The sequence below is a fragment of the Croceibacterium ferulae genome (assembly GCF_003660445.1).
Taxonomy (GTDB): Bacteria; Pseudomonadota; Alphaproteobacteria; order Sphingomonadales; family Sphingomonadaceae; genus Croceibacterium; species Croceibacterium ferulae.
Genome location: NZ_QZVQ01000002.1, coordinates 286,918 through 313,896 on the forward strand (window position 1 = coordinate 286,918; position 26,979 = coordinate 313,896).

General features: G+C 67.8%; 31 protein-coding genes and 1 tRNA gene. 13 read left to right on the forward strand and 19 right to left on the reverse strand.

Annotation, left to right across the window (positions count from 1 at the left end; translation table 11 throughout):
* Positions 1-21: 21 nt before the first annotated feature.
* Both hisH and hisB read right to left on the reverse strand, forming a co-directional pair.
* Positions 22-651, reverse strand: coding sequence for an imidazole glycerol phosphate synthase subunit HisH (hisH, locus tag D5S08_RS02085; RefSeq protein ID WP_121115008.1), 630 nt, complete (start codon positions 649-651; stop codon positions 22-24).
* On the reverse strand, positions 644-1,237 hold the full coding sequence (gene hisB, locus D5S08_RS02090; protein ID WP_121115010.1) for an imidazoleglycerol-phosphate dehydratase HisB: 594 nt from the start codon (positions 1,235-1,237) through the stop codon (positions 644-646). Before hisB ends, hisH begins: the two co-directional genes overlap by 8 nt.
* 83 nt (positions 1,238-1,320) lie before the next feature.
* Between hisB and D5S08_RS02095 the strand changes: the two genes are divergently transcribed.
* The 7 genes from D5S08_RS02095 to D5S08_RS02125 all read left to right on the forward strand — a co-directional run bounded on the left by D5S08_RS02095 (position 1,321) and on the right by D5S08_RS02125 (position 5,194).
* Complete coding sequence (locus D5S08_RS02095) at positions 1,321-1,827, forward strand: SspB family protein (protein WP_121115012.1); 507 nt, start codon at positions 1,321-1,323, stop codon at positions 1,825-1,827.
* A gap of 144 nt (positions 1,828-1,971) precedes the next feature.
* A complete protein-coding gene (locus D5S08_RS02100; protein ID WP_126665472.1) occupies positions 1,972-2,361 on the forward strand; it encodes a hypothetical protein in 390 nt (129 codons plus the stop codon).
* A 60-nt stretch (positions 2,362-2,421) separates the two neighbouring features.
* The gene (gmk, locus tag D5S08_RS02105) at positions 2,422-3,099 is read left to right on the forward strand and encodes a guanylate kinase (protein WP_121115016.1); all 678 of its coding nucleotides are present in this window, start codon (positions 2,422-2,424) and stop codon (positions 3,097-3,099) included.
* Positions 3,100-3,158: 59 nt separating this feature from the next.
* Positions 3,159-3,998 (forward strand): 2,3,4,5-tetrahydropyridine-2,6-dicarboxylate N-succinyltransferase, encoded by an 840-nt coding sequence (gene dapD / locus D5S08_RS02110; RefSeq protein ID WP_121115018.1) that lies wholly within the window; start codon positions 3,159-3,161, stop codon positions 3,996-3,998.
* A gap of 100 nt (positions 3,999-4,098) precedes the next feature.
* Complete coding sequence (locus D5S08_RS02115; protein WP_121115020.1) at positions 4,099-4,410, forward strand: hypothetical protein; 312 nt, start codon at positions 4,099-4,101, stop codon at positions 4,408-4,410.
* A gap of 21 nt (positions 4,411-4,431) precedes the next feature.
* On the forward strand, positions 4,432-4,773 hold the full coding sequence (locus D5S08_RS02120; protein ID WP_121115022.1) for a DUF3140 domain-containing protein: 342 nt from the start codon (positions 4,432-4,434) through the stop codon (positions 4,771-4,773).
* Positions 4,766-5,194, forward strand: coding sequence for a DUF1810 domain-containing protein (locus D5S08_RS02125; protein ID WP_121115024.1), 429 nt, complete (start codon positions 4,766-4,768; stop codon positions 5,192-5,194). Before D5S08_RS02120 ends, D5S08_RS02125 begins: the two co-directional genes overlap by 8 nt.
* A gap of 4 nt (positions 5,195-5,198) precedes the next feature.
* Here D5S08_RS02125 and D5S08_RS02130 read toward each other — a convergent pair whose 3' ends face one another.
* On the reverse strand, positions 5,199-6,530 hold the full coding sequence (locus D5S08_RS02130; protein WP_121115026.1) for a dipeptidase: 1,332 nt from the start codon (positions 6,528-6,530) through the stop codon (positions 5,199-5,201).
* Positions 6,527-7,330 carry a DUF72 domain-containing protein gene (locus D5S08_RS02135; RefSeq protein WP_121115028.1) on the reverse strand — a complete coding sequence of 268 codons (804 nt, stop codon included), beginning with the start codon at positions 7,328-7,330 and terminating at the stop codon, positions 6,527-6,529. The genes D5S08_RS02130 and D5S08_RS02135 overlap by 4 nt, the downstream gene beginning before the upstream one ends.
* 86 nt (positions 7,331-7,416) lie before the next feature.
* Here D5S08_RS02135 and D5S08_RS02140 point away from each other — a divergent pair, with 86 nt between their 5' ends.
* Positions 7,417-7,872 (forward strand): pyridoxamine 5'-phosphate oxidase family protein, encoded by a 456-nt coding sequence (locus tag D5S08_RS02140; RefSeq protein ID WP_241557166.1) that lies wholly within the window; start codon positions 7,417-7,419, stop codon positions 7,870-7,872.
* Positions 7,873-7,876: 4 nt separating this feature from the next.
* The gene (locus D5S08_RS02145) at positions 7,877-8,278 is read left to right on the forward strand and encodes a DoxX family protein (RefSeq protein ID WP_162301900.1); all 402 of its coding nucleotides are present in this window, start codon (positions 7,877-7,879) and stop codon (positions 8,276-8,278) included.
* A 3-nt stretch (positions 8,279-8,281) separates the two neighbouring features.
* Here D5S08_RS02145 and D5S08_RS02150 read toward each other — a convergent pair whose 3' ends face one another.
* Both D5S08_RS02150 and D5S08_RS02155 read right to left on the reverse strand, forming a co-directional pair.
* Positions 8,282-8,533: an SWIB/MDM2 domain-containing protein gene (locus D5S08_RS02150; RefSeq protein ID WP_121115032.1), complete on the reverse strand. Its 252-nt coding sequence runs from the start codon at positions 8,531-8,533 to the stop codon at positions 8,282-8,284.
* A gap of 72 nt (positions 8,534-8,605) precedes the next feature.
* Entirely contained in the window at positions 8,606-9,202 is a 597-nt protein-coding gene (locus tag D5S08_RS02155; RefSeq protein ID WP_121115034.1) for a YbhB/YbcL family Raf kinase inhibitor-like protein, read from the reverse strand.
* Between the two features lie 153 nt (positions 9,203-9,355).
* Here D5S08_RS02155 and D5S08_RS02160 point away from each other — a divergent pair, with 153 nt between their 5' ends.
* Complete coding sequence (locus D5S08_RS02160; protein WP_121115036.1) at positions 9,356-10,807, forward strand: S41 family peptidase; 1,452 nt, start codon at positions 9,356-9,358, stop codon at positions 10,805-10,807.
* A gap of 19 nt (positions 10,808-10,826) precedes the next feature.
* Here D5S08_RS02160 and D5S08_RS02165 read toward each other — a convergent pair whose 3' ends face one another.
* Complete coding sequence (locus tag D5S08_RS02165; RefSeq protein WP_241557167.1) at positions 10,827-13,673, reverse strand: M16 family metallopeptidase; 2,847 nt, start codon at positions 13,671-13,673, stop codon at positions 10,827-10,829.
* A gap of 30 nt (positions 13,674-13,703) precedes the next feature.
* A complete protein-coding gene (locus D5S08_RS02170) occupies positions 13,704-14,297 on the reverse strand; it encodes a J domain-containing protein (RefSeq protein WP_121115038.1) in 594 nt (197 codons plus the stop codon).
* A 54-nt stretch (positions 14,298-14,351) separates the two neighbouring features.
* On the opposite strand from D5S08_RS02170, the gene D5S08_RS02175 reads away from it, so the two are divergent.
* The gene (locus D5S08_RS02175) at positions 14,352-14,633 is read left to right on the forward strand and encodes a BolA family protein (RefSeq protein WP_121115040.1); all 282 of its coding nucleotides are present in this window, start codon (positions 14,352-14,354) and stop codon (positions 14,631-14,633) included.
* Between the two features lie 61 nt (positions 14,634-14,694).
* On the opposite strand, the gene D5S08_RS02180 is transcribed toward D5S08_RS02175, so the two are convergent.
* The 9 genes from D5S08_RS02180 to argH form a co-directional block, all read right to left on the reverse strand.
* On the reverse strand, positions 14,695-16,950 hold the full coding sequence (locus D5S08_RS02180) for a FepA family TonB-dependent siderophore receptor (protein WP_121115042.1): 2,256 nt from the start codon (positions 16,948-16,950) through the stop codon (positions 14,695-14,697).
* 194 nt (positions 16,951-17,144) lie between these two features.
* The gene (locus tag D5S08_RS02185; RefSeq protein WP_121115044.1) at positions 17,145-18,002 is read right to left on the reverse strand and encodes a manganese catalase family protein; all 858 of its coding nucleotides are present in this window, start codon (positions 18,000-18,002) and stop codon (positions 17,145-17,147) included.
* A gap of 99 nt (positions 18,003-18,101) precedes the next feature.
* On the reverse strand, positions 18,102-19,025 hold the full coding sequence (locus tag D5S08_RS02190) for a transposase (protein ID WP_121115046.1): 924 nt from the start codon (positions 19,023-19,025) through the stop codon (positions 18,102-18,104).
* Positions 19,013-19,978 carry a hypothetical protein gene (locus D5S08_RS02195; RefSeq protein WP_121115048.1) on the reverse strand — a complete coding sequence of 322 codons (966 nt, stop codon included), beginning with the start codon at positions 19,976-19,978 and terminating at the stop codon, positions 19,013-19,015. Before D5S08_RS02195 ends, D5S08_RS02190 begins: the two co-directional genes overlap by 13 nt.
* 27 nt (positions 19,979-20,005) lie before the next feature.
* On the reverse strand, positions 20,006-20,146 hold the full coding sequence (locus tag D5S08_RS16655) for a hypothetical protein (protein ID WP_155522961.1): 141 nt from the start codon (positions 20,144-20,146) through the stop codon (positions 20,006-20,008).
* Positions 20,147-20,254: 108 nt separating this feature from the next.
* Positions 20,255-21,037, reverse strand: coding sequence for a precorrin-2 dehydrogenase/sirohydrochlorin ferrochelatase family protein (locus D5S08_RS02200; RefSeq protein WP_121115050.1), 783 nt, complete (start codon positions 21,035-21,037; stop codon positions 20,255-20,257).
* Between the two features lie 10 nt (positions 21,038-21,047).
* Positions 21,048-22,310, reverse strand: a complete 1,263-nt coding sequence (gene lysA / locus D5S08_RS02205; RefSeq protein WP_121115052.1) for a diaminopimelate decarboxylase — start codon at positions 22,308-22,310, stop codon at positions 21,048-21,050.
* Positions 22,311-22,315: 5 nt separating this feature from the next.
* Complete coding sequence (locus D5S08_RS02210; RefSeq protein WP_121115054.1) at positions 22,316-22,558, reverse strand: hypothetical protein; 243 nt, start codon at positions 22,556-22,558, stop codon at positions 22,316-22,318.
* Positions 22,559-22,562: 4 nt separating this feature from the next.
* The gene (gene argH, locus D5S08_RS02215; RefSeq protein WP_121115462.1) at positions 22,563-23,936 is read right to left on the reverse strand and encodes an argininosuccinate lyase; all 1,374 of its coding nucleotides are present in this window, start codon (positions 23,934-23,936) and stop codon (positions 22,563-22,565) included.
* Between the two features lie 19 nt (positions 23,937-23,955).
* On the opposite strand from argH, the gene D5S08_RS02220 reads away from it, so the two are divergent.
* Both D5S08_RS02220 and D5S08_RS02225 read left to right on the forward strand, forming a co-directional pair.
* Positions 23,956-24,576: a TlpA family protein disulfide reductase gene (locus D5S08_RS02220; protein WP_338322931.1), complete on the forward strand. Its 621-nt coding sequence runs from the start codon at positions 23,956-23,958 to the stop codon at positions 24,574-24,576.
* A 288-nt stretch (positions 24,577-24,864) separates the two neighbouring features.
* Positions 24,865-25,452: a DUF4142 domain-containing protein gene (locus tag D5S08_RS02225; RefSeq protein ID WP_241557168.1), complete on the forward strand. Its 588-nt coding sequence runs from the start codon at positions 24,865-24,867 to the stop codon at positions 25,450-25,452.
* Positions 25,453-25,512: 60 nt separating this feature from the next.
* On the opposite strand, the gene D5S08_RS02230 is transcribed toward D5S08_RS02225, so the two are convergent.
* Both D5S08_RS02230 and D5S08_RS02235 read right to left on the reverse strand, forming a co-directional pair.
* Positions 25,513-25,588: transfer RNA gene (locus D5S08_RS02230), tRNA-Val, on the reverse strand.
* 46 nt (positions 25,589-25,634) lie between these two features.
* Entirely contained in the window at positions 25,635-26,927 is a 1,293-nt protein-coding gene (locus tag D5S08_RS02235) for an adenylosuccinate synthase (RefSeq protein ID WP_121115056.1), read from the reverse strand.
* Positions 26,928-26,979 lie beyond the last annotated feature (52 nt).

The following is a 26,979-nucleotide window of genomic DNA, read 5'->3' on the forward strand; positions in this document are numbered from 1 at the left end:
GTGCGGAGACGGCGGACAGCCTCAAGGGTTCCAGTCGAGGAACCGAGCCAGCAGCTGCAGGCCATAGGCCTGGCTCTTTTCCGGGTGGAACTGCACGCCCACGATGTTGTCGCGCCCGACCGCCGCCACCAGCCCGCCGCCATGATCGGTCATCGCCGCCACGCGCCGGCCATCCTCGGGCTGGAAGTGGTAGGAATGGAGAAAGTAGGCCTCACCGCCGCGGATCAGCTCGGCACCGTCATGGTGGCCGGCCGGCTCCACGTCGTTCCAGCCCATATGCGGCACCTTGATCGCCGGGTCGGTCCGCTCGATCGGACGTACCACCCCATCGATCCAGCCGAGGCCCGGCGTGATGCCATGTTCGCGGCCTTCGGTCGCCAGCAGCTGCATGCCGACGCAGATGCCCAAAAACGGCACTCCGCCATCCAGCACGCGGCTTTCGAGCGCCTCCACCAGGCCGGGGATCGCCCGCAGGCCTTCGGCACAGCTCCGGAACGAGCCGACGCCCGGCAGCACGATCCGGCGCGCGCCGCGCACCAGATCGGGATCTGCGGTCACGGCGACATGCTCAGCACCTGCGGCCTTCAGCGCATTGTGCACCGAATGGAGGTTGCCGGCACCGTAATCGATCAGCGCGATCGCCTCAGCCACCCAGCTGCCCCTTGGTGGACGGGATCGCCCCGTTCTTGCGCGGGTCCAGCTCGACCGCCTGGCGCATGGCACGGGCGAAGCCCTTGAAGATCGCCTCCGCGATGTGGTGGTTGTTGGTCCCGTACAGCAGCTCGACATGCAGGGTGATGCCGGCGGCCTGCGCCACCGAATGGAACCAGTGGTCGATCAGCTCCGTGTCGAGCGTGCCCAGCTTCACCTGCGTGAAGCCGGCGTGCCACACCAGCCAGGGCCGGCCGGAAATATCCAGCGCCACCCGCACCAGCGTCTCGTCCATCGGCGAGTATGCCGTGCCGTAGCGGCCGATGCCGCCCTTGTCGCCCAGCGCCTGCGCGATCGCCTGCCCCAATGCAATGCCGCTGTCCTCACATGTGTGATGTTCGTCCACATGCAGGTCACCATCGACCTTCAGCTTCACGTCGATCAGCGAATGCCGGCTGAACTGTTCGATCATGTGGTCCAGGAAACCGATGCCGGTCTGGATGTCGAACCGGCCGGTGCCGTCCAGATCGACCTCCACCAGAATGTCGGTTTCCGCCGTGGTGCGGGCAATTCGGCCTGTGCGCATGGGGCCGGCTATAGCCCGGCCTGTCGCAGGCGCAAGCATTGGCGCTTGACCACGGGCACCGGCACCGCCACCTGTGCCCTGCGATGAGCGACACGACACCCGACAGCCTGATCCCCTATGACGAGATCGTGCAGGAAGCCCTGCGCGCGGTGGTAGGGCGTGTACTTGGATCCGTGGAGCGGGGCGGCGGATCGCTGCCGGGCAACCACCATTTCTACATCACTTTCAAGACGGCCGCACCCGGCGTCTCGATCCCGCGGCACCTGTCCGAACGCTTCACGGACGAGATGACCATCGTCCTGCAGAACAAGTTCTGGGACCTGAATGTCGGCGCGGACGGGTTTTCCGTCGGGCTGACCTTCAGCGGGATCCCGGCGAAGCTGCAGATACCGTTTGCCGCCATCACCGCCTTTGTCGATCCCGCGGTCGATTTCGGCCTGCAGTTCCAGGCTGCCGCGGTGGAACCTGCCCCGCGCGACGCAGCCGGCAATGATGGCACCGGCGATCCGGAACGCGCCGATGATGGCAGCGTTGCCCCCAAGGATGACGGTTCGAACGTCGTCACGGTCGATTTCGGCCGCAAGAAGTAGTCTCCGGCACGCCGTTTCACTGCTGCCGGACAGCAGGGGTGAACGGGGCACATGAGCATTCTTTCGACAGAACGCAGGTTGCGGCGGCGCAGCGCACGCAAGGTCAGCCGTGCGGCACACCGCGTCAGCGACAAGGCCCATCGCGTGGGCGACAAGGCTAAAGCCAGCGTCCAGAAGGTATCCGGCCCAAGCCCGAACCCCGCCACCAACCTGCTGATCGCCGACGTCGCGCTGCAGGGTGCCACCCTGCTGTTTCGCCGGATCGTGCAGAAGGGGTTGCTGCAGCTGCGTTTCGATCCGGACAAGGCCAAGGAGATCGTGCAGGGCCGCACCCTTGTGCAGAGCGCCATCTCCTACGCCGCGGGACGCGCGGCGACGCGGTCGGTCCCCGGTCTGTTGATCGTGAGCACCGGTCTGGTCGCCAAGACCATCCTGGATCGCGCTGTCAATCCGCGGGAAGCCAGCGCGAAGGGGCACGAAAAACTGCTGAAGCAGGCGGAAAACGCGCCGGAAGACAGCAGCGAGCCGATCTGATCGGCACATCCGTGTCACCCCGCCCTTGATCCCGCCCCCCTCCATGCGCCATGTGCGCGCATGGACCCGGCCCCCATCGCCCCGCCCCAACCTGCCTCCGCCGATCACGCACCGCTGACGGTGCCCCGGCGCGGACTGATGTTCATCCTCTCCTCGCCTTCGGGCGCGGGGAAGACGACCATCGCCCGCAAGCTGCTGGCGGTGGATGGTGGACTGGACCTGTCCGTCTCCGTCACCACCCGCCCGATGCGGCCGGGCGAGGTGGAGGGGCGCGACTATTATTTCACAGATCGCGCCAGTTTCACGCAGATGGAGGCCGCCGGCGCTTTCCTGGAATGGGCGGAGGTGTTCGGCAATTGCTATGCCACCCCGCACGCCCACATCGCCGAAGGGCTGGCGCAAGGGCGCGACTTCCTGTTCGACATCGACTGGCAGGGCGCGCAGCAATTGCGCACCCGGATGGGACCCGATGTGGTCTCCGTCTTCCTGCTGCCGCCCGACATTGCCACGCTGGAAACGCGTCTGCGTGGGCGCGGGACGGATGACGAGGCGGTGATCACCGGGCGCATGGCGCGCGCGCGGGCGGAGATCAGCCATTGGGAGGCCTATGACTACGTTGTGGTCAATGACGATATCGACGGCTGCTTCACCACCGTCCGCACCATCCTGCAGGCGGAACGGCTGCGCCGTACCCGCCAGACGGGCCTGGGCGATTTCACCGCACGCCTGATGCGCTGATGCTTGCCACCGCCCGGCCGGAAGGTTAGCCGCGCCGCGATACCGAACGGGAGCCTGCCATGTCCGCCGACCTCGCCACTGCCATCGCCGCCGCCTGGGACGATCGCGCCAATGTCACACCCGCCAGTGGCGAGGTGCGCAATGTCGTGGAGCGCGCACTGGCCATGCTCGACAGCGGCGAGGCGCGCGTGGCGGAGCCGGACGGCGCAGGCGGCTGGCGCGTCAACCAGTGGCTGAAGCAGGCGGTGCTGCTGTCGTTCCGTCTGAACGAGAACCAGGGCATCCCCGCTGGTGCCGGCGGCGCGCCCGCCTATGACAAGGTGCCCAGCAAGTTCGCCGGCTGGACCGACGCCCGGTTTGCCGAAGCCGGGTTTCGCGTCGTGCCGGGCGCCGTCGCCCGCCGCGGAAGCTTCATCGGCAAGGGCGTGGTGCTGATGCCGTCCTTCGTGAATATCGGCGCCTATGTCGGCGAAGGCAGCATGATCGACACCTGGGCGACGGTCGGCTCCTGCGCGCAGATCGGACGCAACGTGCATATCTCCGGCGGCGCCGGCATTGGCGGCGTGCTGGAGCCGCTGCAGGCGGAACCGGTCATCATCGGTGACGGCGCCTTCATCGGCGCGCGGTCCGAGGTGGCGGAGGGGGTGCGCGTCGGCGAAGGCGCGGTGCTGTCCATGGGTGTCTATCTCGGCGCCTCGACCAGGATCGTGGACCGTGCCACGGGCGAGGTTCATCGCGGCGCGGTGCCGCCCTATGCGGTGGTGGTGCCCGGCAGCATGCCCGGCAAGCCCCTGCCCGACGGCACGCCCGGCCCGTCGCTCTATTGCGCGGTGATCGTCAAGACCGTGGACGCGCAGACCCGCGCCAAGACCGCGATCAACGAATTGCTGCGCGACTGAGAAGAGGGCCCTCCCTGCACTTGCAGGAACCATCCGCTTGGCTGGGCCGTAGCTTGATCGCCGCAATGTGAATGGCGGCGATGGGCAAGGAGGCGGTGCAATGGTGGGCGATCCCAGTACACAGGACGGCGGGGCGCACGTAGATACGACGGAAGCTCGCGCGGGCAGCACATCGGGCACGGTGCGCCGGGTGCTGGTGATCGGTACCCTGCTCGCCGCCCTTCTCATGGGCGCGGTCGTACTGTTTGGCTTTGCGGACACCGACACGGACCTGCCCAGTGTCTCCAACGAGATCGCCAACTCCGAGGAGTCCTCGCAGCGCCGCGAGGATATAGACGGGGTGGTCGGCATGGATGACGACGCCGCCAGCTTCGGCTCCGAGGGGACCAGCCCGCGCCTGCAGGAAAATTGATCCGTCGACGGAGGCACGACGATGGACGAAGAAGAACGCGAAGCGACCTATGCAGAATTCGGCGCGTGCGTAAACATGGCACCGGCGGAGCTGGACCGCTGGCTCGACAGCGAGGAATCACAGTCGGTTGGCGACACCCATGGTGATGGGGAGAGCACCGGGCACAAGTCCGGCCGGCGCATCATCGAGCTGCGGCATAGGAAGAAGGCCGACCTGACGGACGACGATTACGCACATATGCGCAAGGTCGTCGGCTATGTGCACCGCCATCTGGCGCAGCGTCCGGACGGCGATGTCAGCGAGACCAACTGGCGCTACTCGCTGATGAACTGGGGCCATGACCCGCTGAAGGACGATGGCTGAGACCGGCCTGCAGCGCTTCGTCAGCGCGCAGGAGAGCATCTGGGCGCAGGCGCTGGCGGAAGTGCGTGCGGGTGACAAGCGCAGCCATTGGATGTGGTTCGTGTTTCCGCAGCTCGCCGGCCTGGGCCGCAGCCCGACGGCGCAGTTCTACGGCATCGCCGGCCGCGCGGAGGCGGAGGGTTACCTCGCTCACCCGCTGCTGGGGGCACGGCTACGCGAGATCACCCGGGCCATGCTCGCGTGGACCGGCCAACGCAGCGCCGCCGCGATCCTGGGTCCCGTCGACGCGCTGAAGTTCCGCAGCTCCATGACCCTGTTCGACTCTGTCGCCACTGATCCCGCATTGTTCGCGCAGGCGCTCGACAGCTTCTATGACGGCGAACGGGATCCGCTGACGCTGCGGCTTCTCGCCAGCGTGTAGCGGCCTAGGCCTCCTTCTCCACCGGGGTTTCCAGCGGCAGGTCGCCCGCATGATCCGCGGCATAGGCCTCCGCCGCCCGCAGCACGCGCATCATGTTGCGGCTGCTGATCTTCTCCAGATCCTCCTGGCTGTATCCGCGTCGCGCCAGTTCGGTAAACAGCGCCGGGTAGCCGGCGACATCCTCCATCCCGACCGGCCCGGTGGCCATGCCGTCATAATCGCCACCGATGCCGATATGGTCGATGCCGGCGACGTCACGGATGTGGTCGATGTGGTCGGCCATGTCGGCAATGGTCGCCTGCGCGGGCGGGTTGATACGCAGCCATTCGGCCAGATCGGCATCCACCTGATCGGCGGCACCGGGGTATAGCGCCTCCAGCCGCTCGATCTCCGCCGTCTGCCGGCTGTTCCAGTCACGCACATTGTTGCTGAGATAGCCCGGCAGCGCCACGACCATCACGATGCCGCCATTGGCCGGCATGCGCTGCAGCACGCTGTCAGGCACGTTGCGGGGGTGATCGGCCACCGCCCGCGCGCCCGAATGGCTGAAGATCACCGGCGCGCCCCGCTCGGTGGCGATCACGTCCAGCGCATCCTGCATGGTCGCCTCGCTCACATGGCTCAGATCGACCAGCATGCCCATACGCTGCATCTCGCGTACGACCGTCTCGCCGAACCCGGTCAGCCCGTCATGCTCGGGATCGGCCGTGGCGCTGTCGGCCCAGGGCGTGTTGGTGGAGTGGGTCAGCGTCAGATAGCGCGCGCCCAGCGTGTACATCTGGCGCAGCACCGCCAGGCTGCTGCCGATGGAATGGCCCCCTTCCATGCCCAGCAGGCTGGCGATCTTTCCCTGCTGCATGGCGCGCTGCACGTCGTCGGAGGTCAGCGCCAGGGCCAGTTCGTCAGGGTAACGGGCGATCAGCCGCTTGGTCACGTCGATCTGCTCGATCGTGGCGACCACCGCCTCAGGCTCCGGCATGGCGGCGCTGACATAGACGGACCAGAACTGCGCCCCGACCTTGCCTGCCGCCAGGCGCGGCAGATCGGTATGCATGGCGGTCTCCAACGGACCGGTGCCCTGCGCCCGTGTGTTGCCGAAATCGAAGTTCAGCAGGACATTGTTGTACCGGCCGCGCAGCTGCCAGGGTACGTCATTATGGCCATCCCACACCGGGGCCGCCTCCAGCGCGGCATCGGCGACTTCGGCCGGATCGGGCGCGGGTGGCGCCAGCATGTCCAGCGTCAAGCCGGTCTGCTCCGCGCTTTCCTGCGCCAAAGCAGGGGCGGCGATGGTCAGCGCCAGCGCCGATGCGCAGGTCAGTACAGCAGATCTCATTTTGTCCCTTTCACCCGCTCCGCCAGGGCCATGGCCGCGGCAGGCGCACGCTCTTTCGCGCCATTGATCAGGAAGGCAAACACGTCGCCTCCCGCTGCGGGCTTATCGTCCGATGCGCCCACCATTGGCAAGCCCGGCGGCACATCTCCGTCGGCCCATGCCCGGCACATCCCCGCCAACCGGTCGAGAGCCTCGGGCGTGTAGCCGGCGGGCTCTTCCGGCTGCATGTCCTGGCACCGCAGATAGGCGAAGCCTGCGGTGCGATCGCCGATCCGCACCCGATCGGGATGCTGGGACCAGACCACCGCCACCTCGGCCGCCCGCGCCATGTCGATGAAGGCGGCGCAGGCGAAGCTGTCATGGCCCACCTCGATCGCGTGGCGCAGGGGCAGCCCGGCCTGCTCCCGTGGCAACAGCGCCAGGAACGATGCCATGTCATCCGCATCGAATGTCTTGGTGGTGGCGAGCTGCCAGCAGATCGGGCCCAGCCGATCGCCCAGTTCGGCGATGCCCTGCCCCATGAACCTGCCCACCGCCTCGCCTGCCTCTGCCAGCACCTTGCGATTGGTGACATAGCGGGAGCCCTTCAGCGCGAAGACGAAGCCGTCGGGCGTTTCGTCCCGCCACCTGGCAAAGCTGTCCGGCTTCTGCAGGCTGCGGAACGTCGCATTGATCTCGATCGCGGCGACAGCCCGGGAGGCGAAGGCCAGTTCCTGCTTCTGCACCAGCCTGGGCGGGTAGAAGGTGCCCCCGCGCCATGGAGGATAGACCCAGCCGCCGATACCAGTGCGGATCGTCATGGCGCCCGCTCCTTCCTGTCCGGATCAGCGGAACCGCCACCTCGGCCGGCCAGTTGATCGGTGCACATGATATCAGGAGCACTGCCGTGACCAAGACCCTCAAGGACATTTCCGAGGCGCTGAAGGATATCGATTTCTGCATGCTCGTCAGCCGCGCGGCTGATGGCTCGCTGGCGGGCCGGCCAATGAGCAACAATCGCGAGGTCGCCTATGAGGGCACCAGCTGGTTCTTCACCTCCGACGATACGCGAACTGTCGAGGACATCTCCCGCGATGCGTCCGTCGGCCTGACCTACCAGGGCAGCGCGGGGCTGAAGGGCCTGGTCGGCGCGCCCGGCCTGTTCGTCCATGTGGAGGGTGAAGCCGTGCTGATCCGCGACAAGGTGATCTTCCGCGCACATTGGACCCCCGATCTGGAACGCTGGTTCAAGGACGGCGTGGATACGCCCGGTCTGGTTCTGGTCGAAGTGCGGGCCAAGCGCGTGCATTACTGGGATGGCGAGGAGGAAGGCGAGGTCCAGGTGCCCGCGCAGGCCGCCTGATCCGGTGCGGCCGCGCGCGCTTACCCGCGGTTCGCTGGCGGTGTTCTACGGCGTGGCAGGGGTGTTCCACCTCGCCATGCCGGCACCGTTCCTGACGATCATGCCCGGCTTCGTGCCCGCACCCGAACTGGTCGTGCAGTTGACCGGGGCGGCGGAACTGGCGGGCGCAGCGGCGCTGCTGCAGGGGTGGTCGCCAGGTTTACGGCGCGCTGGAGGGTGGGGGCTGGCGGCCTATGCGCTGTGCGTCTGGCCGGCGAACATCAACCACATGATAATGGATCTGGCCCGTGCGGATGGCGGACTCGGTTTAGTCTATCACATCCCGCGGATGCTGGCGCAGCCCGTGCTGATCTGGGCCGCAATGTGGGCCGGCGGCGTCACGGACTGGCCGTGGCGCCGCCGGTAATCCTCAGCTGAGGTGCTTGGAAACCGCAGCGGTCATCTTGAACATGGAGATCTGGTCCTTGCCGATCACGGCGCCCAGCTTCTCGTCAGGATTGATCTGGCGCTTGTCCTTCTCGTCCTGAAGATTGTTGCCCTTGATGTATTCCCAGACCTTGCTGGTGACTTCGGCGCGGGTCATCGGGCCCTTGCCGATCACCTGTTCCAGATCTTCCGAAACCGTCACCGGCTTGTTCAGCGCATTGTTCTTGGCGGCCATTGCTTGCTTCCCTGTCCTTCCTGATTGACTGCAAAACCCGTCAACGCCCGGCTGTTTCCCGCAAAAGGGCAATCAGCCGTCGTCACCCTCGTCCCATGCCTCCGCATCCGCGTCCCGGCTGTAGGTTCCGGTCAGCGTCGCAACGGCAAGTACATGCCCGTCCATCGCCGCCAGCACTTCGTCCCGGGTGGCCCCGGGCATCTGCGTCAGCGGCAGGTCCAGCGCGAACAGCTGGAACACGTAGTCGTGGCTGCCATGCCCGGTCGGCGGATCGGGCAGCAGCCATTCGGAATTGCCGTAGGAGTTCTTGCCGACACGCGGCGGCGTCTCCCCTTCCAGCAGCTGCCCGGCGCCGGGCGCCAGCCCCCATACCAGCCAGTGGCAGAAGGGCTGCGGCGCCGGGGCATCGGGATCTTCGACCAGCAGCACCATGTCCTGCGTACCGGCGGGCGGCTCCGTCCATTCCAGCGGCGGAGCCACGGCGTCTTCCTCGTCCGCGGTGAAGCACGGGTCCAGCGCCTCCCCATGGGTGAAGGCGGCGGAGCTGAGGGCGAAGCCGTCGCGGCCGATCAGCCCCTCGTCTCCCAGGCGCGCCACGGCCAGCTTGCCATGGCCGGCGCGCACATTGCCCAGCGCGCGGCCGAGCCAGGCGGGCACATGTTCAAGCATCGACAACGCATCTCCCTTGCAATTCGGGGGCGACTCCTGCCCGCTCCCGCAAGCCTTGGCAAGGGTGCGAGCACGGCTTTGATCCGTATAATGACCGCCTTGCCGCACCCTTCAGTCCGAACTATTACCGATGAAACAAGGGGATGGGGCAACATGCGACGTATCGGACTGACGCCTGCACTGTGTGCCATCGCAGCAATGCTGACCGCCTGTGGGGGCGATGACGCCGGCAGCAGCGGGGCGATCTCGTCCGGCGGTTCCTCACCGGTGCCGGGCGCCACACCCACCCCGGCGCCATCCACCGCGGCTTGTTCCCTCGAAAGCCGGCAGGCCTGGGCGCGCGACACACTCAACGAATGGTACCTGTTCCCCGAGAACATCGCCGCCGGCGTACAGCCCGCCAGTTACAGCACGGTGGACGCCTATATCGATGCGCTGGTCGCGCCCGCGCGGGCCTTGGGGCGCGATCGATACTTCACCTATCTCACCTCCATCGTCGAAGAAAACGCCTATTACGAACAGGGAACCAGCGCAGGCTTCGGCTTCCGCCTGGTCTATGACGAGGCGGCCCGGCGGGTGTTCGTCAGCGAAAGCTTCGAAGGTGCCCCGGCCCTCGCCGCGGGCATCGACCGCGGGGCCGAGATCCTGGCGATCGACGGTCGTACGGTAAGCAGCCTGTTCGCCAGCGGCGGCGCGTTCGCGGTCTACACCGCCCTGGGATCGTCCGGCGCAGGCGGGGCAACCACCCTCACCGTTCGTGATGCGAGCAGCGAGCGGGTGATACAGCTGGCGAGGCGGGACTTCGCACTAGACCCGGTATCGGACCGCTACGGCACGAAAGTGTTCACCAGCGGGGGCCAGCGCGTCGGCTACATCAACCTGCGCACCTTCATCGATACGGCGGAGCCTGACCTTGCCGCCGCCTTCGCCGGCTTCCGGGCGGAGGGTATCACGCAGCTGATCGTGGACCTGCGCTACAATGGCGGCGGGCTGATCCGTACAGCGCAGGCGCTGGGCAATCTGATGGCCGCAGATCGCGCCGGCCAGCTGTTCGGGGAGATCACGTTCCGCCCGTCCAAGGCGGCGGATAACGAGCGCTTCACCTTCCAGCCGCCGGCGCAGGCCATCGCCGCCACGCGTGTCGCCTTCATCGCCACGCAGGACAGCGCCTCTGCCAGCGAGCTGCTGATCAACGCCTTCACCCCCTATCTCGGCCCGAACATGGCGCTGGTCGGCAGCAACACCTACGGCAAGCCGGTCGGGCAGATCGCCGTGGATCGGCCCGAATGCGATGACCGCCTGCGGGTGGTGGCGTTGCGGACGGTGAATGCGGCGGGTCAGGGCGACTATTATCGCGGGCTTGCCGCCACCGTGCCGGTGACCTGCGCTGCGAGCGACGACCTGACGCGACCGCTGGGCGATCCGGCGGAAGGCATGATCGCCACCGCGCTGCAATGGCTGGGCGGCGGCACCTGCACGCCGATCTCCGCCACGGCGACGGCCAGCGCCAGCGTGGCGCGCACCGGCACGCCGGCGAAGCGCCGGCTGCTGCAGCCGGCACAGCCCGCCAACACGGTCGAGCGCGAACTGCCCGGTGCGTTCTAGGCCCTGATCAAGCAGCGACCTACAGCGTCGCGGCGTCGATATACTCGATCGGCAGGCCGACCCCCTGCAACTGCGCGTCGATGGCCTGGCGGTCGCCCACGACCACGACTGTCAGGGCGCCGCCTTGCAGATACTGCCCCGCCGCCTGGTCGATCGCGCCGGCATCCATGCTGCGGTAGATGCTGGCGAGCCGTTCTTGGTAATCGTCCGGGCGGCCCAGCTGGCGATTGCCCAGCAGGGCGCCCAGCACCTGCCCATTGGTCTGGAACCGGTTGGGCAGGCCGCGCACATTACCTTCGGTCACCCGCTGCAGTTCCTCCCCGGTCACACCTTGTCCGCTGGCGAAGGCGTTCAGATCGTCCAGGATCAGGCGGATCGCGTCACCCGTGCGGTCGGTCTGCACCGGGGTGGAGACCACGAAGCTGCGCGGCCCCACCGGCTGCGCCACCGAACTGCCGATGCCGTAGGTCCAGCCCTTCTCCTCCCGCAGGTTCATGTTCAGCCGGCTGAGGAAGCCGCCACCGATCACCTCGTTGGCCAGTTCCAGCGCCTCCTGCCCCTGCTCCGTGCCTGCCAGCGGCAGCACGCGGCCGAGCATCAGCACGCTTTGCGGGCTGTTGGGCCGGTCGATCACCACCAGCCGCGCCTGCCCTGCGGGCGTGGCGGCGGCCAGGTTCTTCACCGGCTTCTCCCCCGCCGGGGCCTGCCAGTCGCCGAAGGCCTGCTCCAGCGCCGGCACCAGCTCGGCCAAGGTCACGTCGCCCACCGCGGTGATGCTGGCCGTGTCGGGCCGCAACCAGCGCGCATGCTCGGCCGCCAGCGCCTCGGGCGTCAGCGCCTCGATAACGGCCGGCTTCCCGCTGGCGCCGACATTGCCATAGGGGTGCGCCTCGCCGAAGATCAGCGGACCCAGCGCGCGCCGGGCCAGACCCGCGGGGCTGGCCTGTTCCTGCTGGATGGCGGCGAGGCGCTGGTTCTTGACGCGGGCGACCTCTCCGGCGGCGAAGGCCGGGTTGCGCGCGATATCGGCCATCAGCGCCAGCGACGGCGCCAGATTGGCGCTGAGCGCGCTCATGCTGACGGAGGATGTATCGAGCCCGGTCCCGGTGCTGATCGCCGCGCCCAGCCGCTCCTGCTCCTCCGCGATCTCCACCGCGCTGCGCGTGGTGGTGCCTTCTTCCAGCATCTCCATCATCAGCGACTGCGTGCCCGCCCGCTCCGCGCCGTCAGCGGCCGTGCCCGCATCGAAGACCAGTGCCAGGCTCAGCTTGGGCACGGCGGTGCGGCGCGCCAGCGCGACCTCGATGCCGTTCGACAGCGTGGCCCGTTCCACCTCCGGGAAGTCCAGCTCGCCCACCGACGCCACTTCGGGCGCCGCGCGCGGGGTGGAGGTGATCGGCGGTGCCGCCTGCTCGGGTGCGGGAGCGACGGGGTTGGTGCCCTCATCCCCCCAGCCACCCATCGTGTCACCGCTCTCCGTCCGCTCTCCCGGTACGACCGACAGGGTGTAGGACGGGCGGCCGAGCCAGCGCTGCATGGCCTGTTGCACCTGTGCCGGGGTCAGCGCCGCCAGCTGCTCCAGCTCAGCCTTGTAATGTGCCGGATCACCCGCATACAGCTCGCCTTCGGCCAGGGTGGAGCCCTTTCCGCCGAAGCCGCCGACCACTTCCAGCGCGCCGATCTGGGCGGAGACGATCTGCGTCGCCGCGCGGGTCAGTTCGTCCTGTGTCGGCCCTTCCGCCAGCAGCCGGGCAATGACCTCGTCGAAGCCGGCTTCCGCCTCGGCCGGGTCGACGCCGGGGCGGACCTCCATCTGCGCTGTCAGCCAACTCAGCTGCTCGTCCTGCCCGGCGCTGGCGGACACGCCAACGGCCAGCTGCCGATCCCGCACCAGCACATTGTCCAGGCGGGAGGATGCCAGACCGCCGAGCACGGCCATGCCGGCGGCCAGCGGCACCGCATCGGGGTCGGTCAGGGCCGGCCCGGTCCAGCCGCGCATCACCATCGTGCTGGGCACCTGATCGGCCATCACTTCGCGCACAGGCGCGGCCAGCGTGACCGGCTCGGCCTCCGTTTCGCCCACTTCGGGCCCGCGCGGGATGGCGCCGAACCAGCGCTCCACCATCGGGCGCGCGGTGGCCGCTTCGATGTCGCCGGCCAGCGCCAGCACCACATTGTTCGGACCGTAATTGTCGATGAACCACCTGCGCACATCGGCCAGGCTGGCAGCATCGAGGTCCGCCATCGAACCGATCACCGAATGGCGATAAGGATGGCCGACCGGCAGCAGGCCATCGGTCAGCTTGTAGCGCACCAGGCCGTATGGCTGGTTGTCGCCCTGCCGCTTCTCGTTCTGCACCACCCCGCGCTGCCGATCCAGCTTGGCCTGGTCGATCGCGCCCAGCAGGTAACCCATGCGGTCGCTTTCCATGAACAGCGCCAGGTCCAGCGCCCCGGTCGGCACCGTTTCCACGTAGTTCGTGCGGTCCGTGTCGGTCGATCCGTTGGTGGCGGTTGATCCCGCCGCCTCCAGCGGGATGTCGAAGTTCGGGACGTTCTCGCTGCCGGTGAACATCAGATGTTCGAACAGATGGGCAAAGCCGGTACGTCCGCGCGGTTCGTGCTTGCTGCCGACGCGGTAATAGACGGTGACACCCACCACCGGCGCCTTGCGATCGGTGTGGACGATCGTCTTGAGCCCGTTATCGAGCGTGAACGTCTCGAACGGGATGTCCACCTGCTGCACCAGGTCGGCCAGCGGGGCTGGCCGGGCGGCCTGCTGCGCAGCTACGCCGATGGGGGACAGGATGGTGCCGGCCAGGGCAGCCAGGGCGAAGCTCGATCGGAGCAGGCGGTTCGGTTCCACCCGCCGTGGATAGCACCCGACCGGCGCAGATCAAGCGAAGGCAGCGGCACCCTTCAGCAGGTTGTAGGCCTCCACCACGCGCTGCAGCTTCGCCTCGTGCGCGCGGTCGCCGCCATTGCGGTCGGGGTGGTACCGGCGGACCAGTTCGGAATAGCGCCGCCGCAGCCCGGCGCGATCTGCCTGCGGGTCCAGCCCCATCACGCCCAGCGCCTGCTGCTCGCGTGGGCTGAAGCGCGTCTGGTGCATCTGCTGTGCCTGGCGGCTGGTGGCCCCGCGGCGGATGTCGTTGGCCCGCGCGCCGATTGCGTCCAGCGGATCGTCGAAATCGGCCCAGCGTGGCATGCCGCCATTCGCGTCGGCCCGGAAGGCGCGCGTCTCCCGCGCCCAGCCGGCGATGGGCGACTGCGCCTGCAGGATCTCCTCCGCGCTCATGCCTTCGAACCAGTCGTACCCGGCATTGAACTCGCGCACATGCGGCAGGCAGAACCAGCGCCAGTGGCCCGGCCCGTCGAAACTGCTGCCGTGATTGCCGGGCGCGCGAAACTCGCCCGGTTCATCGCACCCGGGTGCCTCGCACCGCTGACCCCTGCCCTCATGCCGTCCGTGAAATCGCTGCTGCCGCATCGGGCGACAGATGGTAACGGTCCGGCAAATTTGAACCTTTCGGAAAGGACCAAAATGACCGGCCCCCTCGCAAACGAAATGGAGCAGCGCCTGCGCGCCGCCCTTGCGCCTACCCTGCTGGAGATAATCAACGATACCGCGCAGCACCTCGGCCATGCCGGGGATGATGGCAGCGGCGAGTCCCACTTCACCATCGTGATCGAGGCCGAGGTCTTTGCCGGCGTGAGCCGCGTGGAACGGCAGCGCATGGTAAACCGGGCGCTGGGCGATATCCCCGGCAACCGGGTCCATGCGGTCGCGGTCCGGGCCTCTGCGCCGGGCGAGACGCAGCGCTGAGGCCTATCGGTGCGGGCCGGAGCGGTGCTTTCCCGCCCCGGCCCGCGCCGACAATGGCGGATCAGAAGGTGAAGTTGGTCGTCAGGAAGAAGGCCCGGCCCGGCTCGTTGTAGTTGTTCGCGCCCGAACCATTGTTGCTGCTTTCACGAAACAGCGCCTCGTCGAACAGGTTGTTCACGCCGGCGCTGAGGCGGAAATACTCATTCGCGCGGAACAGCAGGTTGAGATTGACCAGATTGTACGGGTCGCGCGGACGCAGTTGGTCCGCGGTCGGCGTTGCCCCGCTATACAGTGTGGCGTTGGGCTTCTGCTCGCCATAGCGGGTGAAGGTGCCAACGAAGGTGAACTGGTCGGTAATCTGCCAGTCCAGCGTGGTGTTGATCGTGTATTCCGGCACCACCGACAGCAGCCGGCCCGTGTCGCGGCTTTCGTTCCGGATCATGTAGGTGACGTTGGTGTTGATCGACAGGGTGGGAAGCACAGGCACCAGCAGGTTGCCCTCCAGCCCTTCGACGATCGCCTCGCCCGAATTGTACCACTGGAAGATTTGCGCGTCCTGGCCGTTATATGGTGCGGTTCCGATGGGCACGTTGTTGGCGATGATCTTGTTGTCGTAATCGTTGCGGAAATAGGTGGCGGTCACGTTCCAGCCGCCGGGCGTGTAGGCGACGCCGATCTCCTTGTTGACGCTGGTCTCCGCCGACAGTTCGGCATTGCCCTGCACATAGCAGCCGCCGCCCAGATTGGGGAAGGCGAAGGGGCAGCCATTGCCGCGGGTGTAATACAGGTAATTGGGGTTGGACTGGTACAGGTTGGGCGCGGCGAAGGCGCGGGCGATGCCCCCCTTGATGGTGAAATCGGGGAACGGCTCCACCGCGGCGGAGAAGCTGGGCGACCAGTTGGTGCCGAAGGTGCTGTGATCGTCGACCCGGACGCCGGGTGTCAGCGTGACGATGCCGACCGTGATGTTGTCCTCGATGAAGGCCGCCAGCGTGGTCGCATCGGATTCCGGATTGCGCAGGCCATCCGCCACCGGCTCCAGCCCCGGAATGGGGGCGGTGGTGCCCTGCGACACGGCGAAGGCATCGTTCAGATATTCATGGCGGAACTCGGCGCCCACCGTCATCACGTGCGCAGCCGGACCGGTCTCGAACGGCAGGTTCAGCGATGTCTGGCCGTACCAGTTGCGCAGCGTGGCTTCCGAGAAGTCCGTGGTCGTGCTCGGCGTGCCCTCGCCGGCGCCAGCCAGGCCCTCGTTCAACCGGCGGTTCCTGGTCTGCTCATATTGCAGCACCGCCTCGACACTGCCGAATGCGAACAGCCCGTCATAGCTGCCGCCCAGCGTCGTGCGGCGCATGACGTTCGTTTCTTCGCCGATCAGGTCCTGCACGATCGGGCTGGTGGCGCCGCCGCCCAGGCGATACTCGCCCTGATATTCGTTGCCCTGCCGGCTGTAGGCTGCCGTCACGTCCATCCGGTGACCGGGCGCCATCTGCCACCGCAGCAGGCCGTTGATGTCCTTGTTCTCGACGCCCTCGCGCCCGCCCGGCGGCACGCTGCCCTCCGGCGCATCGGCAGCGGCGGCGTTGATCCGCGGATCGTCGCCGGTCGTCTTGCTCCAATTACCATAGACCCGGAAGCCCAGCCCATCGGCCAGCGGGCCCGCGATCGAGGCATTACCGCGATAGGTCATGCTCTCCAGATCGCTTTCCGGCTTCAGGATGTAGGTCGACACATTGCCGCGGAACTCGGTCGCCGGTCCCTTCGTGATGATGTTGATCACGCCGCCAGCTGCGCCCGCGCCATAGCGGGCCGCCGCGGGGCCGCGCAGGATCTCGATCCGCTCCACCTCCTCGGCCGGGACCCAGTTGGTGTCACCGCGCGTGTTCCGCTCCCCGTCGCGGCCCATGCGCACGGCATTGCGCGACTGGGCCGGCTTCCCATCGACCAGGATCAGGGTGTTTTCCGGCCCCATGCCGCGGATGTCGATCTGGCGGTTGTTGCCATAGGTACCGGCGCTGCCCGCACCCGTCAGGTTCAGACCCGGCTGGCGGCGCAGCAGGTCCGACAGGTCGTTGACCGGCGGCTGCTTGGCGATGTCTTCGGCCGTGATGGTGGTGGCGCCCAGCGCCTGGAGGCCCTGCACCTCCGCCGTGACGACAATGTCCTGCGGATCGCCGGAATCCTGCGTGTCGACCACATCCGCCAGGTCCTGTTCTGCCGTCTGCCCGCCCGCTGCGTCTTGGGCCAGGGAGGGCATGGCTGCGACAAGGCAGATCGCGCTGGCAGACACCAGCACGGTGGGACGGAAACGCATGACAAACCCCCTGAAACTCAAGACCCGGCTGCAAGTGCGTGCGAACGCCTCGCAGTAGCCGGCTCATGGAAGAGGGCTGCCGAGATAGCAAGCGCTATTGCGACCGATTTGCTACTGCGTGGCGCAATGCCGCCGTCTGCCGTCCGCCAGACAGAGGTGCGGGCGAGGCACATCGACCCCGCCCGCGACCGGCTTCAGCCGATCTGTTCCTTCTGCGCGCCGCTGTCCGGGCGTGCGGGGCCGAGGATCGGCTCCTGCCCCAAGGGAACGCTCTGCACCATCGTGAAGGTGCCCTTGCCGTCCAGTGACGGGCCGGACGTCCAGCGGCCTTCGGGCGGCGGGGTGCCGTCTGCGGCATGGCCGTAGAAGTTGTAGTTGTTGGCCTGGTCTTCCATTTCCTGCGGGAAGGAATTGGGGATCGGCAGGTTGCCCTCGGCCCCGCCAAGTTCCTCGATGACGGCGAGCCACTGCTGCTGGTGCATGGTGTCGCGCGCGATCATGAAGTGCAGCATGTCCTTCATGCCCTGGTCGGTGGTCGCGTTGTACAGCCGGGTCGCCAGCACACGGCCGGTGCTTTCCGCGGCCACGTTGCAGTACATGTCCGCCGCAACGTTACCGCTGGCATAGATGTGGCTCATGTCGAACGGAATGCCGTCCGAATCCACGGGCTGTGCGGCCAGGCCGGTGGACAGGATGTGCTTGTGCAGCATGCCCTCGATCGCCTGACGGCCACCGGCACCGCCCATCACGGCCCCGACGATGGAATCCTTCACGCCTTCTTCCTGTTCGGAGACGGGCGCTGTTTCCAGGTTCAGCGCGACAGCGGTCGCCAGCATCTCGATATGACCGATTTCCTCGGTGGCCGTGTTCAGCAGCATGTCGCGATACTTGGTGTTGGGCGCGCGATTGCCCCACGCCTGGAAGAAGTACTGCATGCAGACGCGGATTTCGCCTTCCACGCCGCCGATCGCCTGCTGCAGCATGCGGGCGAATTGCGGATCGGGCTTGTCCACCTTGACGGGATATTGCAGCCGCTTGTCGAAGTAATACATTCGCGTAGCTCCTTGAGTGGCACGGCGCGCGCTGTAGATTACGCACGCTCATGTTCTTAATGGAGCGGGTGCGGATAGGGTCCGCACTTCACAAATGTTTTAAAGGGCCGTCACCAACGCCAGTTCGCGCCGGTATCGCGCGGCCTCCAGCGCGACGAGACGGCTGCCGGACCCTTCCGCGCGGCGCCACAGATCGTCAGCAGCCACGGGATCGAGCATGCCGGCGCGTGCCTGCAATGCGGTGAGGCGCATGCGGTCACTGGGGTGACGGGCGGCGAACCGCTCCGCCAGGTCCATCGCCTCCGCACCGCCCAGCCCCACGGCAATGCGCAGGAACACCTCGCTGGCGCCAGGGCTCAGGATGCCGTCGACCTCGTCCTTGTCCGTGTCGAAGCGATACTGGTCGGTCCAGCCCTGCGCACCGCCCGAATGCATCACGTTGAGCGATACGGACAGGGCGGCCGGCGGCAGCTGCGAATGCACGTCGCGGTGGGCACGATAATGCATCAGCTTGCCCGGGTTCAGCCCCGTCCGCTCCACGAAGCGCAAGCCGGCATGTTCGCCGATGGCACCCGCGACGGTCTCGTAATCATATTCGTAGTAATCGGACTCGTAGCCCGGTCCGAAATAGCCGTAGGTCAGGAAGTCGAAATTGTGATCGTGCGGCAGTTCGTACACGAAGGCGCTGCCGCCGCTGGCGCGGAACATGTGCTCTTCGGGCGACGGCCAGATGGCCGCGCGCAGGAAATAGGGTCGGCCCAGCGGTGACAGCATGATGACCTGCGGGCCATAGGTGCTGCTCCCGTCATCCGCCTTGTGCCGATTGCCGAGCTCGGCAACCATGATGTCGGCCAGGAAATCGTTGTTGGCGCCCAGCCGGGCCAGCCAGTGCGCGGCGCCAAGCAGGCTGTCCTCCGCCTGCGGATCGAAACCCTGATATTCCAGGGCATCGATGCACTCCTCCACACTGCATGCCGTGGCGACGGCGGTGGGCAGTTCGGTGGGTTCGATCACGCGGGGCATGTGGCCTCCAGGGCAAGCAGTTCCGGGTGCGCCTCCACCAGCTGGGCGCGCAGCGCACCGGCCGCGCGGGCGAGTGGATCGTGAGGGCGGCGGGCAAGCGCCACCAGGGCGGTGAAGCCGGCCGCGGTGTCGAGCGCCAGGCTTTCGCGCATCGCCTGCCAGCGGAGCGATGGATCGCCCTCCTCGCAGGCCATCTCCGCCATGACTGGTGCGGCTTCCGCCCGCTTCATGCGGCCGAGCAGCGCCAGCATCATCTCTTGCCGGCTGGAGCGGATGGATCCGCTGGCCTGCCGCAGCACGCGGCCATCCTGCAGCGAATGTTCGCGCGCCGGAGCCGGGCTGGCGGCTTCACGCTGCAGACGCAGCGTGACCAGCCGCACACGGGCCGACATGACCTGCAAGGTTTCGCTGTTCAGGTCCAGCGCCAGCCGGCCGCCGGGGGTCAGCTGGATCGTCTCGTTGTCGAGCTGCGGCGTGCCGTCCGGATGACGGGCGCAACGCACGATGCGTCCCTCGCCCTCCCCGGCCAGCACCGCCTCGTGCCGCAACGCATCGCTGTATCCGGCGAAGTCGTAGGACCATTGGCCGGGCTCGCGCGCATGGATCGTCAGGCATGCCCGGCCGGACCGGGCAAGCAGCAGCGTGGACAAGGCGCCGGCATGGCTGTGCCGGAAAGGCGGGTGGGCGAAATGCCTGTCCCGCAAAACTGGCAGGAAGTGCCGCATCAGCGCGCTGGTCAGTTCCGGCGCGGTCACCTGGTCGGTGAACATCGCCTCCAGCGCGGGGCAGGCTTCCAGCGGAGCGCCGTTGCCATAGCGGTCGAGATCCCCGATCGCTGCGGCCACGGCCCGATCCGCCCGCCAGGCAGTGCAGGTGGCACCCATGGCCATCTGCGCCTGCTGCTGCAACGACCGGTCTGCCCGGAGCGCCGCGATGGCTGGATCGATCCGCATGGAAGCCTCCCCTGCCTGGGCTGGCGCTTAGAGCGCGTCGTACAGGTAGGTGGCCAGGATCACGATCGAATCGTCGTGGCCGGGCGCGCTGTAGGTCAGCGAACCGAACATGCCGGTCAGGGTGTCGAGGTCGGGCAGAGCGGACAGGTCGATCTTGGGCAGCTGCATGGTACGTCTCCGATGGCAGGTCGGGTGCGGCACCACGCCGCCCCCGCTGCTCAACTGCACGGGGCGGAGGCATAACTTAAGTTAAAGGATTGTAATCGCCGACCGCGCTCAGCCGGTATGCTGCAGGCGCAGGATCAGCCCCGCCTGAGCAGATACGTTGTTCGGTGCGAGCCGGATTGCATCTGCGCGTGCCCGCGCCAGGATTGCCGGCGGGAAGCCCTCGGGGACCAGCAACGCGTCAGCCGTGCCCAGCAGTCGCGCCTGCCGCAGGGTGAGGTCGTCCGGATCGTCGGATCCGATCACCAGATCGATGGTGGTGGCCCGGGGGCCGCCGGCCCCGGCATCAGCCAGCCACGGCTCCACCCGGCCGGCTGCTCCTTCGCGCAAGGGGTCGAGCACGCCGCCCTGGGCCAACGCCGCGTCCAGCGCGCGGCGCCGCTCCGCCCCGGTCGGCCAGCGCCGGCGCAAGGCGCCACGCGCCGCCTGCAATGCCAGCGCCAGCTGCCCCAGATCGGCCGGCAGCAGCCCTTCCAGCCGCAGCCGCAGCTGCTTCACCAGCCCGGCCGAGGTGCCGTCGCTGCCCAGGGCGATCAGGACGGGTTCGCGTTCCAGCAGGCTGGGGGTGGTGAAGTCGCACAGCTCCGGCCGGTCGACCACGTTGACGAGCAGGCCAGCGGCGCGCAGCCGGGCGGCATCCCCCTCGCACCGGGCGGCATCGTCATGCGCTACAAAGGCCAGCCGCGCCCCGGCGGCGATACCGGCGGCCATGTCGGTGACGACCGAACCGCCGGCCCGCTCCACCAGCCGGCGCTTGGGCTCCGCCCCGTCGCCGTCGCCTAGAACGATCACCGGACGACCGGTGACACGGTGGAACAGCGGCAAGGCGCGCATTGACGGCTCCCTATTGCAGCCAGTCCGGCACGCGCTCCGCTGCGGTGATGGTTTCTGGCGCGATGCGGTCGGCCACGGTGGCGAAGCGATCTCCATCGACCATCACCTCCGCCACGAAGCCGCGGCTGTTGTAGCTGGATGCCATGGTCGCGCCATAGGCACCGGCAGTGCGGAACACCGCCAGATCGCCCGCCGCGACCGCATCGATTTCCCGCCCCATGGCAAAGGTGTCGCCGGTTTCGCAGATCGGGCCGACGATGTTGGCGGTCATGCGCGTACCATTGGGCCGCACGGCCTCGAAATCGTGCCACGCGCCGTACATGGCCGGACGGGCGAGGTCGTTCATCGCCGCGTCGACGATCACGAACGGGTCACGGTTGGCATTGCGCTTGACCCGGATCACGCGCGTCAGCAGCACACCGGCATTGCCCGCGATCACCCGGCCGGGCTCGAACGTCAGCGCCGTGTCCCAGCCACGCGTGACACGCGCCACCATGGCGCCATATTCCGCCGGGGACGGAAACACCTCGCCCGCCTTGTAGGGGACGCCCAGCCCGCCACCCAGATCGGCATGGGTGACAGTGCGACCAGCGGCGCGCAGCTCCCCGATCAGATGGCCCAGCCGCGTGAAGGCGGCCTCCAGCGGATCGAGCGACGAAAGCTGGCTGCCGATATGCACGGCCAAGCCGCGCATCTCCAGGCCGGGCAGATCGGCGAGGCGGGCATACATCGCCACCGCCTGGTCGATCGGCACGCCGAACTTGTTGTCCCGCCGGCCGGTGGAGATCTTCTCGTGCGTGCCGGCGTCGATATCCGGGTTCACCCGCAGCGCACACGGCGCCCGCATCCCGCGTGCGGCAGCGAGCGCAGAAAGCTCGACGCCTTCTTCCTCCGACTCGATGTTGATCTGTCCGATACCGGCCTCCAGCGCAGCGACCAGCTCGTGCATCTGCTTGCCGACGCCCGAGAACACGATGTCACCCGGAGCGATGCCGGCGGCCAGCGCACGCAGCATCTCCCCGCTCGAGACCACATCGGCACCGAAGCCTTCGCGCTGCATCACTCGCAGCACGGCCAGGTTGGGGTTCGACTTCACGGCAAAGGCGGTGTGTACCCGGCCGGCGGGCGCCACCGCATCGCGGAACACGCGGGCGTGGCGCTCCAGCGTGGCACGCGAATAGACATAGACGGGCGTGCCGACGGCAGCGGCGATATCGGCCAGCGACACGTCTTCGGCATGCATCACGCCGTCACGAAGGTGGAAATGGTCCAAGGGTCTCAGATCTCCGGCGGGGGCAGGTCGAAAGGATCGTCGGCCCGTTCCTCGGACCGGCTGCGCAGCTCGTCGGAACGCGGCGGCGCGGCTTGCGGATCAAGCTGCAGCAGCTCGCGCGGCGAAGGCGGGTCGATCCGGCCGTATGGCGCAGGTGGCAGGCTCTCGCCGGCGGCAGGCTGCAGATCGGCTTGCTGTGCACAGGCGGCCAGCAGCAGGGACGTCAATGGCAGCAGGTATCTGGTCACGACATCACTCCATTCCCAGGGCGCCGCGCGCCTCGGCCACGCGCTTGCGCACTTCGGCCGGTGCGGTGCCGCCATGGCTGGCGCGGGCCGCCACGGAGGCCTCGACGGACAGGGCCGCGAACACCGCATCGGTGATCCGGCCGTCGATCGCCTGCAGGTCCGCCAGCGACAGCGCATCCAGCGGCACGCCGCGGCTTTCCGCCAGCTTCACCGCCGCGCCGGTGATGTGATGCGCCTGGCGGAACGGAATGTCGGCCTGCCGCACCAGCCAGTCGGCCAGGTCGGTCGCCGTGGCATAACCCAGCTCCGCCGCCTGCCGCATCCGGCCGGTATGGAAGGTGGCGTCGGCCACCATGCCGGTCATTGCCGCCAGGCTCAGGCCCAGCAGGCCATGCGCCTCGAACACGGGCGGCTTGTCGTCCTGCATGTCCTTGGAATAGGCCAGCGGCAGGCCCTTCATGGTCACGGTCAGCGCCACCAGGCACCCGGTGATCCGGCCCGCATGCCCGCGCACCAGCTCCGCCGCATCGGGGTTCTTCTTCTGCGGCATGATCGAACTGCCGGTGCTGAGCGCATCGGGCAGGCGCACGAAGCCGAAGGGCTGGCTGGCCCACAGGATGAACTCTTCCGCCAGCCGCGACAGGTGCAGCGCGCACTGGTTGGCGGCCTGCAGGTAGTCGAGCGCGAAATCGCGGTCGGACACGGCATCCAGGCTGTTGGCGGTCGGCCGGTCGAAGCCCAGCGCCTGCGCCGTCATCGCCCGATCGATCGGGAAGCCCGTGCCCGCCAGCGCCGCACTGCCCAGCGGGCATTCGTTCAGCCGCCGCCGCGCATCGGCCATGCGCGAACGATCACGGCGGAACATCTCGTAATAGGCCAAGAGGTGGTGGCCCAGCGTCACCGGCTGCGCGGTCTGCAGATGGGTGAAACCGGGCATGATGCTGCCGGCATGCTCGTCCGCGCGGCGGACCAGCGCGCCCTGCAGCGCCGCCAGTGCCCCATCCATCTCGTCCAGCGCATCGCGCACCCACAGGCGAAAATCGGTCGCCACCTGGTCGTTGCGGCTGCGCCCGGTGTGCAGGCGCCCGGCCGCGGCGCCGATCAGCTCCGCCAGCCGGCTTTCCGTAACCATGTGGATGTCTTCAAGGTCCCAATCCTCGGGCACGCCGTTGGCGGCGTATTCCCCGGCAATGGTGTCCAGCCCACCCTCGATCGCCAGCGCGTCTTCCGCCGTGACGATGCCGCAGGCGCCCAGCATGGCGGCATGCGCCTTGCTGGCGGCGATGTCCTGCCGCCACAGGGCCTTGTCGAACGGGATGGAAGCGTTAATCTCCCGCATCACGCTGGAGGGCCCTTCGGCGAAGCGCCCGCCCCACATTGCATTGGAGCCGCCATCCTTGGCCAAGCTGTCGCCCTTCCCGTTCACGCTGCGCACCACCTTCGGATTAGCAGGCGCCCCATTGATCCTTGGCACCCTGCTGCTGGGGGGATGCGATAGGCAAAGCGCGGAGCCCGCGCAACCTGCGGAGGCATCGCAGGCCGCGGCCCCGGCACCGACCGGCACGATCGACCGCAGCTTTGCCGGCCGCATCATGCCCGCGGCCGACCTGATCGACCCGGACGGCGCGACCCTGTCGCTGGCTGACACACGGGGCCAGCCGGTGCTGCTGAACCTATGGGCCACCTGGTGCGTGCCCTGCGTCACGGAGATGCCGCTGCTGGACGATCTGGCCGGCGATTACGACGGCCGGCTGCGGGTGCTGACCGTCAGCGAGGACATGCAGGGCGCCGAAAAGGTGGTGCCGTTCTTCGAGGAGCGCGGCTTTGCCAATCTGCCGCGCTGGATGGACGAGAACAACGATCTGGCCGTGGCCTTCGGCGGCGGCGCGGCCCTGCCGCTGACCGTGCTGTATGACGCGCAAGGGCGTGAAGTATGGCGGGTGATGGGCGGCCATGACTGGGCGGATGCCCCGGCGCGGCAGGCGATCGATCACGCACTGGCGCAGACGGGCAGATAGAACGGGATGCCTTACGGCTCGTCTGGCTGTTACTGATCCGATGTGCCGGCGGCAGTTTCGGGTGGCCGGATCTGCAATCCCGATAGGCGTCGGTTGTGAAACGATCACCACCTCCAGTCGTGCGCCCGCAAATATTGATCAAAGTTAGGCACAGGGAGGGCCAATTTCGCCGCTCTTGTCCGGCTCGACTTATATTCATCTGGAACTCTACCGCTCTCCGGTCATTCCGACGGGGATTGCCCCAGCCGCGTTGTGCCGCTGCCGGAGGCACGTTCCAAGGAGATGAATATGCGCCTGATCCTCACCACCCTGACGGCAGCTGCCGCTCTGTCGCTCGCAGCTTGCAGCAATGCGGAAGAAGCCGGGCAGACCGGCCCGACCGGCGACACCGCCGCCACCCCCGCCATGCAGGAAACCCCTGCCGCCGGCGCGACCGCCGCCCAGACGCCGACTGACGGCAATGGCTATGTGACCATGGCCGGCGCAAGCGACCTGTTCGAGATCCAGTCCTCCGAACTCGCGCTGGAAAAGAGCCAGAACGCCGACGTTCGCGAATTTGCCCAGATGATGATCGATCATCACCGCAAGACGACCGAGCAGGTGACGGCGGCCGCCCGTGCCGCCGGCATGACCCCGCCCGCCCCGCAGCTCAACTCCATGCAGCGTGACATGATGACGCAGCTGCAGTCGGCCAGCGGCGCCGATTTCGACCGCATGTATATCGACCAGCAGCGGCAGGCTCACCAGATGGCGCTGGCGCTGCACCAGACCTATGCGGCGCAGGGTGACACGCCGCAGCTTCAGGAAGTTGCGCGAACCGCGGTTCCGATCATCGAGCAGCACATCACCGAAGCCCAGGGCCTGAACGCGGCCTGATCCGCCACATCGGGGATGGCGCGGAAGCTTCCGGCGTCGTCCCCGATCCGGCCGGGGAAGTGGTGGGCGATGACGGGCTCGAACCGCCGACATCTTCCGTGTAAAGGAAGCGCTCTACCAACTGAGCTAATCGCCCCCAGGAGGCCGCCCGGCGCTTGGCGCGCCGGAACGCCCGAGTCAACTCACCGATCGGCGAAGGGGTTGCGCACCAGGATCGTGTCGTCACGTTCCGGGCTGGTGGAAACCGATGCCACCGGCGTCTCGATCAGCTCCTCGATCCGGCGGATATACTTGATCGCCTGCGCCGGCAGGTCGGCCCAGCGGCGGGCGCCCTTGGTGCTGCCGGTCCAACCTTCCATCTCTTCGTAGATCGGCTCCAGCAGGGCCTGGTCGGCCGCGCTGGAGGGCAGATGGTCGATCTCCTGACCCCGCAGGCGATAGCCGGTGCAGATGCGGATCGTCTCGAACCCGTCCAGCACGTCCACCTTGGTCAGCGCGATGCCCGTGACCCCGCTGATCGCGCAGCTCTGCCGCACCAGCGCGGCATCGAACCAGCCGCAGCGCCGCTTGCGCGCGGTGACCGTGCCGAATTCATGGCCCCGCTCGCCCAGCCGCTGGCCGATCTCGTCCGTCAATTCGGTCGGGAACGGACCGGACCCGACGCGGGTGGTGTACGCCTTGACGATCCCCAGCACGAAGCCGGCTGCATTGGGCCCCAGGCCGCTGCCGCTCGCCACCGTGCCGCTGACGGTGTTCGAGCTGGTGACAAAGGGATAGGTGCCGTGATCCACATCCAGCAGCACGCCCTGCGCGCCTTCGAACAGGATGCGGGCGCCTTCCGCCCGGGCATCGCGCAGCCGCTTCCACACGGGCTGCGCGAAGGCGAGCACGAAGGGGGCGATCTCGCGCAGTTCCGCCTTCAGCGCGGTGCGATCCACCGGCGGCTCGCCGAAGCCGGCGCGCAGCGCGTCATGATGCGCGCACAGGCGATCCAGCATCGGCTCGATCTCGTCCAGATGGGCCAGGTCGCAGACGCGGATCGCGCGGCGGCCGACCTTGTCTTCGTAAGCAGGGCCGATGCCGCGACCGGTGGTGCCGATCTTGCCCTTGCCGGCGGCCGCCTCCCGCATCACGTCCAGATCGCGGTGGACCGGCAGGATCAGCGGGCAATTGTCGGCGATCGCGAAGTTGTCCGCCGTGATCGACACGCCTTGCCCTTCCAGCCGGGCGATCTCGCTCTGCAGCGCCCACGGGTCCAGCACCACGCCATTGCCGATGATCGACATCGTGCCGGTGACGATGCCCGACGGCAGCAAGGACAGCTTGTAGGTGGTGTCGCCCACCACCAGCGTATGGCCGGCATTGTGCCCACCCTGGAAGCGCACGACGACGTCGGCGCGGGCGGCCAGCCAGTCGACGATCTTGCCCTTGCCTTCATCGCCCCATTGGGCGCCGATCACGGTGACATTGGGCATGGGCATCTTCCTGCTGGATCACGAACCGCGCGGCCCTAGGGGAGCGGGCGCG